The sequence below is a fragment of the Butyricimonas sp. RTP31003st1_G1_RTP31003_210430 genome, from assembly GCF_040920905.1.
Lineage (GTDB): Bacteria > Bacteroidota > Bacteroidia > Bacteroidales > Marinifilaceae > Butyricimonas > Butyricimonas paravirosa.
On sequence record NZ_JBCOSQ010000030.1, the window covers coordinates 43,727 to 56,546 of the forward strand.

Here is a 12,820-nt window from a genome sequence, read left to right on the forward strand (position 1 = left end):
TAAAGTATGAAAACAAGAATATGGATATTGATTGGAATGTTAATGGGAGTGGTTGTAAGTTGTAGCGAGGATAGTATTTCTCCGTCAACAGATCCCGAAACATTTGATGGGTTGTATAGTTTGCCTCAAGGAAATCATGATTATGATGCTCGTATCGTGGAGTTGTCAAATAAATACAACACTAGAATTTATTATAAATTCGTTGATAAAGATTATTATTGGGGAGTGAGTACGGATATTCGTTGGCGATTTGACACGGTGAATAATAGAATTGTTGCAGGGTATGATGCCTTGCCTGCCGATGAAAATTATGTAGGAGAACAGTTGGATTTATTGGAAAATCATTTCTTAAAATACTTTTCGGACACCTTGCTATTGCGAACCATGCCATATAGAGTATTATTGTCCAGTGTGTTTGATTATATAATATATTCAAGTACCGGGATGCCGGAAGTCTTGCCCCGTACGTTGGTAAACGCTTATTCCGGGTATGACTATCTTGCATTTAATTGGGGAAATGCAAACGTGAAGACGATGACTTCCGAACAGATTAATGCTTTTAAAAATGATGCGGTCTGTGTCTTTTTGCAGCGATTAGCAGATAAAGAATTGATAAAGCGTTCGACAGCATTTACTTCCGTAACAAATTATGGTGCTTCCATGACAGCTGCGAATATGTACGAGTTTGGTATTCTTCATTATAGTTATCGAACCATCGCGGGCGATTGGGAGCAATACGTGAAAGCCATTGTTTCAACCCCGTATGAACAATTGATTGCCCCGGGTGGAATCTTGCATCCGGATATTGATAAAAAGCAGATGATTCGTAAGAAATATGATTATATGATCAATCACTTTAAAGAAGAGTATAATATTGATTTGCAAGCTATAGGTGATGATGTACAAAATTGAAATGCTGGATATGAGAAAAGTTAGAAATTGGATCCTATTGTCTTTAACTCTTTTGTTGTCTTGTAATCGAGATACTGTTTATACGGTATCTATTCAGGGAGAATTAGAAGGGATAAAATATGGAACGGCATATTTAAGGACTTTCGGGGAGAAAGATTCCTTTCTACTTGCTTCTGCGATAGAGAAAGGTCGATTTGTGTTGGAAGGAGTGTTGCCGGAGAAAGGTCGTTATACGTTACAGATCAACAGGAAAGTGTTATATCTTTTCCTCGATGGAGAGAAAATACAGTTAAAGGGTGATTATAAGCAGCTGAATAATTCTGATGTGAAAGGTTCTTTGGCTAATGAATTGGAACAAGAATTTTATTCATTACTAGAAGAAAATTATCAGAAAGAATTTCGGGAACTTCAGGCTATTTATCGAGAGATTATACAACAAGAAGACCAACATGCGGCCGATGACGTGATGAGTCAGATGTTGAAATTGGATGAAAAACGCTACGTGCTAGTAAGAGACTTTATAAAAACTCATCCGGATAATATTTTTTCAATATTTCTGGCAAACACGGAAATAAAAGGAAGTTATGAAAAGGGGAAAGAGCTATATGCTCTTCTCTCCCCTTCCATGCAACAAACAGCACAGGGCAGGGAGGTGAAACAACAGGTTGATGAGTTGGCTGTTTCTGCGTTGGGGGTGCCTTGTCCGGAGATTCAAGCCGAGACGGAGCTGGGAGAGTTAGTCGTGATAGATTCTTTGAAAGGGAATTTTGTCGTGCTGGATTTTTGGGCCTCTTGGTGTGGACCTTGTCGACAAGAGATGAAGAATCTAAGAATATTGCACAAAGAATTTGCTGCAAAGGGAGTTCGTTTCGTGAGTATATCGTTTGATGATTCTGTGGAAAAATGGAAAGAGGCGTGTGAAGAGGAGCAAATTCCTTGGATGAGCTTGCATGATAAAAATGGTTGGAAAAATTCGAAGATTCGGAAAGCAATGGGGATACAGTTTATTCCTTTTATTGTTTTATTAGATCGAGATGGAAATATTATTGCCAAGAATATTCGAAGGAATCAATTGCGTGATAAACTTCTTGAGGTAACGGAGGAGTAGTGTGAGTTGGTTAGTTAAAAATATGAATAAAATAGAACGTATGAAAATCACAGGTATAATTTTATTGTTTTTATTCAATTTGCTAGGTGTTGTGCCGAGTATGGGGCAAACACAGGAAGAAAAGGTGTATTCGAAAATAGATTTGATGTATAATGTTCTAAATCAGAAAGACAAGGCAACACTTCCTGCAGAGGAGTATAGTAAATGTTTTGATGAGGTTGATCTGGCTGTTATGTTGATGATAGATTCTTTGCCAACAGATGCTTTTAAGGCTAAAGCCGAATTGGTTGCCTATAAAAATGTAATGAATACATTGGGGCTATACGTGGATAGAGGAGGGAAGGATTTGGTAAAGAAATACAAGAAACGGCTTAAGGGATTAGATATGAAGTCTCCTTTTATAGACGAATTACCCTATATATATGAAGCCAACTTGTATGGGAGATACATGATGAATAACAAAATAGGAATGTCCATAAAAAGAGGAACTTATGTGCTTAAGAATTCTCGAAATGGTGAATTTCAGCGTAGATTCGTGCAACCTATCTTACAAGGATATATGGCGTATTATGGTTATTCGGATTCATTGCGTATGTTGATGAAAGATGTAAAACGTTATTCGAGAGATTCTCAGCTTTTAGCTTTTAGCGAAGAACTTAGGGCTAAATGTTTGGCTTTGAGTAAAGGAAAGGTTGCCCCTGCGTTTACCGTGATGGATGAAGATGGGAAAACTTACCAATTATCTGATTTTAGGGGAAAATATGTGTTGATGGATATTTGGGCTACAACGTGTGGACCATGTATAAAGGCAATGCCCGGTCTTATAGAGACTTCGAAACAATATGAGAATTACGATCATATCGTTATCATGTCTTTTGCTTTGAATGTCGGTCAGGAGGGATGGGCTAAATTTTTGAGAGAAAAAGATTTTGCAGGTAAAATGGTTCATATGCGTTGTGAAAGTAATATCTCTCAATTTATGACAGATTATGCCGTTGGTGTCCTTTTGCGTTACGTGCTGATTGATCCGGAAGGAAAAATCGTGGATGCGTGGCATATTGCTCCTTCTGAGAAAGAATTCACGAAAATATTTAATAAAGAAGTTGGTATAAGATGATGAAAAGATATGGTGTATTATGCATGTTATTATTCTTTACCATAGGAATAAGATTTATTACTGTCGGGCAAAATGGAACCGACCAAGACGGTAAGATATTGCAAAAACTTTATTCTTGTTATAATCTTTTGCAAGAACCGGAATATATGAATTTGTCACCCGAAGAATATATGCGTTATTTCGTGGATATAGAAAAGAAAGCTTGCTCCATGATAGATTCTCTATCGAGTGTAGATTCGAAGAAAAAAGCTATTTTGTATCATAAATTGGGGTATTTGAATTCTTTGGGGAAATATGTGAAACAAAAAGAGGTAAAAGGTGCTGCAACATTGGAGGATGAGTTGGAGAGGCGTTTGGGTGATTTGGATATTGACTCTCCGGATTTGGATTTGTTGTCTGGTATGGAGATTATGGGTTTGTTGGATAGTTATTACGCTTGGAAATCACCTCGGGCATCTGTGTGGGAGAGATCAATGGACGTTTTGTATAACGTGAAGAGTGAAAAGGTAAGGAGGGCTTATGCTTTCCAAAACTATAAAACAATGATACAATTGTATGGTTACACGATGTTTATAGAAAGTCTATCATGGGATTTTGAATTTTGTACCAGAGATTCCGTGATGCTCCGGGAGGTTCGGGAGTTGAAAGAAAAGTATAAAAATGATCATAAAAAATAGTGTTATTTGTAATTTTGTATATAAATCCCGGTGAAGCCGGGATTTATTGTTGTGTGGATGATAGGCTTAAAGGTGAATATAATTGATGGCATTCCGGATTAAATTATTATTTTTGTAATAATTATTAGATCCGAGGGAGCCGTTTATGAGAGTGATAAAGAAGGATATAGATATATTCATAGACCAACTACAGAAGGGTGATGAAGGTGCTTTTCGAGTATTATTCGATGAGTTCTATACGGCTTTGTGTCTGTTTGCAGAACGTTTCCTTGGAGAGCGGGAATCGGCGGCGGACGTGGTTCAGGAGGCTTTTTTGAAATATTGGGACAGGCATACGGATTTTGATAATTACTATAAGATAAAATCTTTTCTTTACGTGGTGGTTCGCCATGATTGTTTGAATTTACTTCGGAATAAGCGTGAGGATTTGCCGGTGACGGAGGATATTGCCATGGACTCGGATGAATTTTTCCAGAATCAAGTCATGGAGGAAGAGGCATATCGTGTATTTTACCGGGCGATAGAGCATTTACCGCCACAGATGCGGAACGTGATCAATTACGCCTTGGAAGGATTGAAGAATGCAGATATTGCTCAAAAAATGGGCGTGTCCGAAAATGCTGTGCATGCCTATAAGAAAGAGGCGTATAAGAGATTGAAAGAGAGTATGAAAGATTATTATTACCTGTTGGATATATTTTTCTTATATCTGTTTCTTTGATTAATAAATGTTAAATAATTGAATGTAACATACCCGATCTACCATTTCTTGTGTTGTAAGATTGAAAGAATATATAAATATTCAATACAAGTAGTATGGATAAAACGAAGTTTGATGTTGCGATTTTGGTGGGGAAGTATCTTGCCAACAATTTGACAGATGAAGAACAAAAGTATCTGTCCGATTGGCTTTCTGCGTCAGAAAAGAATCGTGCGTGGTTTGAACGGGTAACATCGGAGTCTTATCAGGTTGAAAAAGGGAAGGCAACTCGTTCCATTAACGTGGAGGAGGGGTGGAAAGCTTTGGAACTTAAACGGGAATCCCGGCTAGGGGGACGTCGCCGTCGGATTTATTGGATGCGTTACGTGGCGATGTTTGTCTTACCTCTGGCTATTGCCGTTTTATTACACCAAGTGTATTATTCCCGTAAAGATAAGGTGGAAATGGTGCAAACAATTACTTCCGGAACGAGTAAGGCAATTCTTATATTAGCAGATGGTTTACCCGTGGTGCTGGAACAACAACAAGAAAAAACATTGAAAGAATCGGATGGTACCAAGATTAACGTCCTGAAAGAACATATCAGTTACGAGAGTGGTGTTGATGATAAGCAAGAGAAGTCGGTATACCATGAGCTGGTTATTCCTCGCGGGGGAGAGTTTTCTTTGACTTTGTCTGACGGGACCGAGGTCTATATGAATGCGGATTCGAAATTGCGTTTCCCGACAAAGTTCGGGAAGGGGGAACGGGTGGTAGAGTTGGAAGGGGAGGCCTATTTTCAGGTTGTTCATCATGAGGATGCTCCTTTTATCGTGAAGACTTCCCAGATGGCGATAAAAGTTTTGGGAACGGAGTTTAATGTTTCCGCTTATGCGGAGGATTCTATTATACGCACGACGTTGGTTCGGGGTTCCGTGAAGATTTCTTCGGAAGTCAGCGGGGAAAGCGTGGTTCTTCATCCCGGGGAACAGTCGGCTCTCAACCGGGGAGATCATTCCATGCTGGTGAGCGAGGTGGATGTGTCCTACGCGATGGCTTGGAAAGAAGGGCGTTTACGTTTTAAGGAGAAACCTTTGAAAGAGGTGATGAAAATTATATCCCGTTGGTATGATGTTGACGTGGTGTACGAGGACGAGGAAGTGAAGGATTATCCTTTCGGGTGTAATTTTAGTCGTCATGCAACGATAGAACCTTTATTGAAAGTATTCGAGGCGACGGGTACTATTGAGACGAGTATTCACGATAGGAAAATATGGATTAGAAAGAGAAAATAAAACGGAAGATGGTGGTACATCTCCCGCTTGAACAAGTACTTTGTGGTAAAAGTACTATAAAGTTAAATAAATAAACACTCAAAGTTATGAAAAAAAATCATGGATTCCCCTATAAATGGGGAATAAAAATGAGGTATGTGTTGCTTGTATTACAAGTGGCCCTATTTCTTCCCCAATGGGGACACGCGAGCAATAATGTTTTATTGCCGGGACCTAAGATTAGCTTTTCGATGAAAGATGCTTTGATGAAAGATGTCATCTGGGAACTTGAAAAACGATCCGGGTTTGTATTCGCTTACAACGCGAATGATTTGTTGAAGGCGGGGAAAGTGAGCGTGGAGGTGAAGGACAAGGATGTCTATGAGGCGTTGGATATTTGCTTGAAAGGAACGGGGTTGACGTATGTCGTGCAACAAGATGTTATCGTGATCAAGCGGGCAGATGCTCCGGTGCAGGAAGTGAAAAAGGTCACGATTACGGGACGGGTTGTAGATAAGGATAGTCTGCCGTTGCCGGGGGTAACGATTTTATTAAAACACACGACAATGGGTGTGGTTACCGACCAGAACGGACGTTATAGTATCACGATTCCGGATGTACAGGAGCCCGTGTTGATTTTTACTTTCGTGGGAATGAAATCCCGGGAGGTGAAGTATACGGGAAATAACGTGATTAATATCGTGTTGGAAGATGATGTGACGGAGGTGGAAGAGGTCGTGGTAACAGGAATGTTTACCCGTAAGGCCAGTAGTTTCACGGGATCGGCAACGACGATTAAGGGGGATGAATTGTTGAAGGTGGGGAATCAGAATGTATTCCAGAGTTTGAAGAGCATGGAACCCGGGTTGATGATTTTCGAGAGCCTTGAATTTGGTTCCGATCCTAACCGGATTCCGGATATGCAATTGCGGGGAACTTCCGTGATCACGATGGGTGATAATAGTGATTTGGATTTGCGGGGTAATTACGAAAACAATCCGAATATTCCTCTTTTTATATTGGATGGCTTTGAGGCGAGTGCGGTGAAAATCTTCGATTTGGATATTAATCGTGTTGAGTCGGTGACGATATTGAAAGATGCAGCTGCAAAAGCAATATATGGTTCGAAGGCAGCCAACGGGGTTGTGGTTATCGAGACGAAAAGGAATGTTTCCAAGAATCTCCGGGTAAGTTATTCCGGAAGCGTGGATGTTCAGGCTCCGGATTTGTCTTCTTATAATTTGTGTAATGCAGAGGAAAAGTTAGAGGCAGAGAGAATTTACGGGATGTACACTCCTTCGAGCCGGGAGAACGTGGACGATATTCTCCGGTTGGAAAAATTATACATGGAACGTCTCTCAAAAGTGAAAGCCGGGGTAGATACGGATTGGTTAGCCAAACCATTGAGAAATGGTGTCGGTCATAAACATTCGTTGATGATCGAATTGGGAGATAAGAACATTCAGCTCGTGGCGAACGTCTCATACAATGATGTCGTGGGTGTTATGAAAGGCTCCGATCGGACGAATGTGGCCGGTTCTGTGTTTGCCTCTTATCGGAATAACAAATTTAAGTTTAGGAATGAGTTGTCTGTAAACATGAACAAGAGTAATGACTCTCCTTATGGTTCGTTTGCAGAATATTCTAAACTGAATCCTTATTGGAGTCCGGTGGATGAATATGGTCAGATTGCAAAAAATGCCGGGGATGAAGAGGCCTTTTACGGGAATCCGCTTTATAACGCCACGTTGAATACGAGTCTGAAAGATAAATATACGGAGGTTACCGATAATTTCGAGGGTGAATATGATATTTTACAAGGGTTTAAGGCGAAAGTGAGGATTGGTTTTAATCGTAAATTCAGTCGGTCGGATCAGTTTTATCCCGCTAATCATTTGAAATTTAATTCAGAGCAAGAATTACAGAAGAAAGGTTCTTACCAGATTAACGAGGGAGAGAGTCAAACGATGAACTACGATTTCAGTTTGAATTTTTCCCGTCAAGTGAAAGAGCTACATTATTTGTTCGGTTTTTTGAGTTACAGTTTGGATGAAACGACTTACGAAGAGAATATTTACAAGGCAGAGGGATTTCCCAGTGACCGGATGAACAGTATCTTTTTTGCCCGTCAGTATGCAGAGGATACAAAACCACAGGGTGCGGAATCGACAACTCGTAATATTGGTGTGAATGCCGTGTTCAACTATTCCTACGATGATCGGTTACTTTTTGATGCCACGTTCAGAACAAATGCGTCCAGCCAGTTTGGAGCAAATCAACGTTGGGGTAATTTCTGGAGTTTGGGTGCCGGATGGAATATGCACAACGAGAAATGGTTGAGAAGTAAGGAATGGTTTTCACGCTTGAAATTAAGAGCATCAGTCGGAAGTACGGGATCACAGGGAAATAATGCCTATCAGTCTTTGGCTACTTATAATTATAGCGAGAAAAATTATGAGAATAAGTTGGGAGCCTATTTGATGGGTATGGAGAATAAGGATTTGAAGTGGCAGAAGAAGATGGATTACAACGTGGGTATGGATATGTCAGTAAAAAATAATTTCAATCTCGTGTTTGATTATTACCAGAGTACGACGGAAAACTTGTTGGTTGCCTTCACTTTACCCCCATCTACCGGATTTACAACGGTACAAGAAAATGTGGGAAAAGTAAGAAATACGGGTGTTGAGTTAAGTATGAGTTACATGGTGTTGTCGCGTCCTCAAGACAGGACATTCTTAACGCTTTCCTTACGTGCGGCACACAATAAGAATCGGGTTGTCAAGATTTCCGATTCCATGAAGGCCTATAACGAGAAGATGGATGAGATGGCGGAAAGTGATAGTAAATTGGTCACCAAATATTACGACGGAGTTTCCATGAACGCTATTTGGGCTGTTCGCTCGTTAGGGATAGATCCGGCAACCGGACGTGAGATTTATTTGACAAAAGATGGAGTATCCACGTATGAATACCGGGCGGAAGATATGGTCGTGTGTGGAGATAATTTGCCAAAATTGCGCGGGAGTTTCGGGATAAATCTCGGATATAAAGGATTTGGTTTGAACGTGATGTGCATGTACGAATTAGGAGCTAAAATGTATAACGAGACTTTGGTGGATCGGGTAGAGAATGTAAATATGAGCTATGCCGTGGATAAACGGGTTTTGGAGGGTAGATGGCAGAAACCGGGGGATAAGGTACGTTTCCGGTCATTGAAGCAGGTATGGGACCCGGAGAAACAGGCCTATAAGGTGGACGAGAAGACTTATGCAACCTCTCGTTTTGTTCAAAAGAAGAATGAGTTGAATATATCTTCTATCAATTTCTCGTATGATTTCTTCCGTCATGCTTTCGTGAAGAAAATGGGTATGGAGCGTTTGAGTGTGGCGTTCTATATGAATGATGTGGCTAAGTTGTCCACGATTAAGACAGAACGAGGATTGTCTTATCCTTTTGCAAGAAATTATAATTTTTCGTTGCAGATGACTTTTTAAGTCCTGTTATAGATTGAATGAATAAAATATAAAAATATGAGCGCTAGAATAAATACATACTGTTTGATAATTTGGATGAGCTTATTATCATTCGGAACCATATCTTGCTCTAATTGGTTGGACGTGGAACCCAAATCTGAAATAAAGGGTGACGTGTTGTTCGAGACGGAACAAGGTTTTGAAGATGCTATAACGGGTGTGTATATACTGATGACCGATACCCGTTTGTATGGAAAAGAGATGAGTTACGGTTTTATAGAGGCGGTAGCTCAACAATACGAGATTGATCCGCTGACAAACAATTATTTCGATTGTACCCAGTATCGTTATGATATGGATGCCGTGTTGACACGGATTGATGGCATTTGGAGTGCAGCTTATAATGCAATTGCCAATGTGAATAATATTTTGAAAAACTTGGAAACGAGTTCCTGTGTAACCCCACCTGTGTACGCTCGGATTAAGGGAGAATGTTTGGGATTACGTGCTTTTCTGCATTTTGATTTGTTGCGCCTGTTCGGTTGGGGTGATTTAAAGGAACGTCCGGAGATATTGAGTCGTTTGTCGATTCCTTACGTGACGGATTATAATAAAGAGATAACAAAACAATCTACAGTAAAAGATGTCTTAGCCTATATCGAGGCTGATTTGGCAGAGGCTGATAAGTTTTTGCCTCGTGAGGTGGCAACTTCTCGGTTGACGTTTAACTATTATGCTTTGTTGGCAACACGGGCCCGGGTGGCCATGTGGCAGGGGAATAAGGATATGGCGTTGAAATATGCCGAAGAGTTGATTGCAATGGAGCAGCAATTCCCGTGGGTAGATAAGAATAGATTGGAAACGAATGATTTGCAGTTGCGTGATTTTACGTTTTCTTCCGAATATCTTTTCGGATTGAACGTGTACCAATTTTCGAAGATCACGGAGTTGAGTTTCGAGGCTAAAGTGGATATTACGAGAACGAATCCCCAATTCCTGTTTCATGCGGCACAGACGGGTAAAGATTTGTTTGAACTGGGAGACAACACGGGTGCAGGTGATTATCGCTATTTGTGGTTGTATGATAAATTAGGTACTCAATATGCTTTTCTGAAGTTGAAACAGGTGGATAAATCTACTTATGCCAATCGTCTTCCTTTGATCCGGAAAGCGGAGGTTTATTATATGGCAGCAGAGTGCTTGAACGAGACGGGAAGTGTTACCGATCGGCAGAAAGCAATTAATTATTTGAATATCGTGCGGGAGAAAAGAGGAATTCAACGCAAATTAGAAAATGATTTGTCTCAGAGTGTAGTTCAGCAGGAAATATTGAAAGAGTGGCGTAAAGAGATGTTGTTGGAAGGGCAAATGTTTTTCTATTACAAGAGAAGAGGAGTGACCAATATTCAAGGATCTACGGTTGTTATGAACGACAACACGTACGTGATGCCGTTACCGAAGACGGAGGTTGAGTTTGGAAGTCGAGAAACTTATTAAAAATGATGAATTATGAAAAAGAGTATATTATATAGTCTGGTTATATTCCTTTCTGTTTTTCTTGGTGGATGCGAGAAAGATGAACCGATGGGATACCGTGGACGTCCGGGGGTTTATTTTAACGGGAAGGAGTTTTCTTATACCTTCGCTGAAAATCCTTGGAAAGATGTCGATACGGTACTATTGCCTATTTTGCTTACCGGAGATTTGGAAGATTACGATCGAAAAGTGAAGGTGGTAGTTGTTGCAGATTCAACGACTGCAACGGGAGATATGTATGAATTACTGGAGGGAACTATAAGTGCCGGATCGGAATCAGGATTTGTTCCGGTGGTTGTGAATAGTGTGCAGGAGTTGGAACATAAGGTTGTGCGACTTCGGGTACAGATCGTGGAGAACGAAGATTTTAAAGAATTGGATTTGGTTTATCCGGCATGTAATTTCACGTTTACCGCTCAGATTATTAAACCTTATAACTGGTCTCAGTTAGAATACTTTTTCGGACCTTATTCGACAGGCTGGTGGAAGTTTATCATGGAGAAATTAGGACGTACTTCTTTGCCTTATTGGGATTTATTTTCTCCGATACCTAACCCGGATCCGGATAAGTACGATATGTCGTATTACGAGATGTCAAATATTCAGCAGATGATTCGTTTGGAATTAGCCGAATATAATAAACACTCGACAACTGGGCCGATGAAACATGATGATGGGGATTACGCTGGTAAAGAGATCGTTGTTCCTGCCCCGTGGTAATGGGTGGCGTGTTTAATGGAATTGTTTAATAAAAGATGAACAGATGAAAACAAAAATATTTTTAGGACTGGTGATGATTTGTTTCTTGCTTGGCTCTTGCTTTGATGACGAATCATCCAAGAATGTCGAGTTTTTGAAACCGATCCAGATTAATGATTTCTCGACGTCTATGGAACTATACGTGAGCCAGGGAGGACGTTTGAAAATAAAGACATTAGCTTATAAAGAGGGAATGGATGATGCCGCATTATCGTTCGAATGGAAACTTCAGGGACACGGGCAACATGAAACGTTGGGAAATACGATGATATTGGACACGGTGATCAACGTGCCGATGAATCGGGAGGCTTATTCTTTATTGTACACGGTTACGGATACGGAGAATGAATTGACGGTAACCAAGCGTTATTACCTGTATGTAACAGGGCAATACGAGGCCGGTTTGTTAGTGGCTGATACTAAAGATGAACAAACTTCCGATCTGCATTTGATTATCGGGAAGAACTTTAACCGGAATTATAGTAAACATGAAGATGATCGTATTTTTGAGAATATTTATAGTATCAATAACGGAGCGAAGATTGGCGAGCTTGTCACGGATATGAAATCTGTTGTTGCCGGGTATCTTGAAACAAGTATTGCAACGGAACATTCTGTCGAGGACCTTTCCCCGCTGGATAATTTTACTGTGATTCGGAGAAATAACGATATGTTTATTAAAGCTTTTGACGGGGAATTTGTTGTGGGAGGCTTGAATAATTGTGCCCGTGGTCCTTACGATGTGATTGCTGTAAACGGGCATATCCATAAGAGAACTCAATACGAGGAGGCGACAACTTACGGGGTGGGAATGTTATTAGAGGATTTGACAGACGATTATTACATCACGCATTATTTGTACAGACCTTACAATCCGTATCCGGGAGAAGGAGATCTTTTCGGGATTGCGTATGATCAGAAACACCGTCGTTTTCTTGCCTTCCCGCATTTCCGTTCGGAAGATAATTTGCATATATTCCGAAATACTTCTGCAGATGGCAAACAGGACCCGAATCAGTTGGGAAATAAAGAGTGCATATATATAGGTTATGGTCCGAATGTTACAATGTATGCCGTATTGAAAGATAGCGATACCGGTTTGCATGAAATATGGACATTTAATATGAATGCAGATGATAAGAACCGTCCGGATGTGATTACGGGATATTATATTCTGGATGGATGTCCGGATATAGAGAAAGCCCACAAGTTTCAGTCACAGGCTATGGAAGAAGTCATGTATTATGCAACGGATGACAAA

At 40.4% G+C, this 12,820-nt stretch carries 10 protein-coding genes; all 10 read left to right on the forward strand.

Annotated elements, in window-relative coordinates:
- Positions 1-6 precede the first annotated feature (6 nt).
- On the forward strand, positions 7-912 hold the full coding sequence (locus AB5542_RS10995; RefSeq protein WP_279039136.1) for a hypothetical protein: 906 nt from the start codon (positions 7-9) through the stop codon (positions 910-912).
- 10 nt (positions 913-922) lie between these two features.
- Complete coding sequence (locus AB5542_RS11000; RefSeq protein WP_279039138.1) at positions 923-2,020, forward strand: TlpA disulfide reductase family protein; 1,098 nt, start codon at positions 923-925, stop codon at positions 2,018-2,020.
- Between the two features lie 40 nt (positions 2,021-2,060).
- Positions 2,061-3,137, forward strand: a complete 1,077-nt coding sequence (locus AB5542_RS11005) for a TlpA family protein disulfide reductase (protein ID WP_288215233.1) — start codon at positions 2,061-2,063, stop codon at positions 3,135-3,137.
- On the forward strand, positions 3,134-3,814 hold the full coding sequence (locus AB5542_RS11010) for a hypothetical protein (protein WP_279039142.1): 681 nt from the start codon (positions 3,134-3,136) through the stop codon (positions 3,812-3,814). Before AB5542_RS11005 ends, AB5542_RS11010 begins: the two co-directional genes overlap by 4 nt.
- Before the next feature lie 145 nt (positions 3,815-3,959).
- Positions 3,960-4,535, forward strand: coding sequence for an RNA polymerase sigma factor (locus AB5542_RS11015; RefSeq protein ID WP_279039144.1), 576 nt, complete (start codon positions 3,960-3,962; stop codon positions 4,533-4,535).
- A gap of 95 nt (positions 4,536-4,630) precedes the next feature.
- Positions 4,631-5,809, forward strand: coding sequence for a FecR family protein (locus AB5542_RS11020; RefSeq protein ID WP_279039145.1), 1,179 nt, complete (start codon positions 4,631-4,633; stop codon positions 5,807-5,809).
- Between the two features lie 86 nt (positions 5,810-5,895).
- Complete coding sequence (locus AB5542_RS11025) at positions 5,896-9,285, forward strand: SusC/RagA family TonB-linked outer membrane protein (RefSeq protein ID WP_279039148.1); 3,390 nt, start codon at positions 5,896-5,898, stop codon at positions 9,283-9,285.
- Between the two features lie 36 nt (positions 9,286-9,321).
- Positions 9,322-10,761: a RagB/SusD family nutrient uptake outer membrane protein gene (locus AB5542_RS11030; RefSeq protein WP_279039149.1), complete on the forward strand. Its 1,440-nt coding sequence runs from the start codon at positions 9,322-9,324 to the stop codon at positions 10,759-10,761.
- Between the two features lie 12 nt (positions 10,762-10,773).
- Positions 10,774-11,520 carry a DUF4843 domain-containing protein gene (locus AB5542_RS11035; protein ID WP_027199741.1) on the forward strand — a complete coding sequence of 249 codons (747 nt, stop codon included), beginning with the start codon at positions 10,774-10,776 and terminating at the stop codon, positions 11,518-11,520.
- A 43-nt stretch (positions 11,521-11,563) separates the two neighbouring features.
- Positions 11,564-12,820, forward strand: a 1,257-nt coding sequence (locus AB5542_RS11040; RefSeq protein WP_368243056.1) for a PKD-like family lipoprotein, incomplete at its 3' end; no start/stop codon positions are given.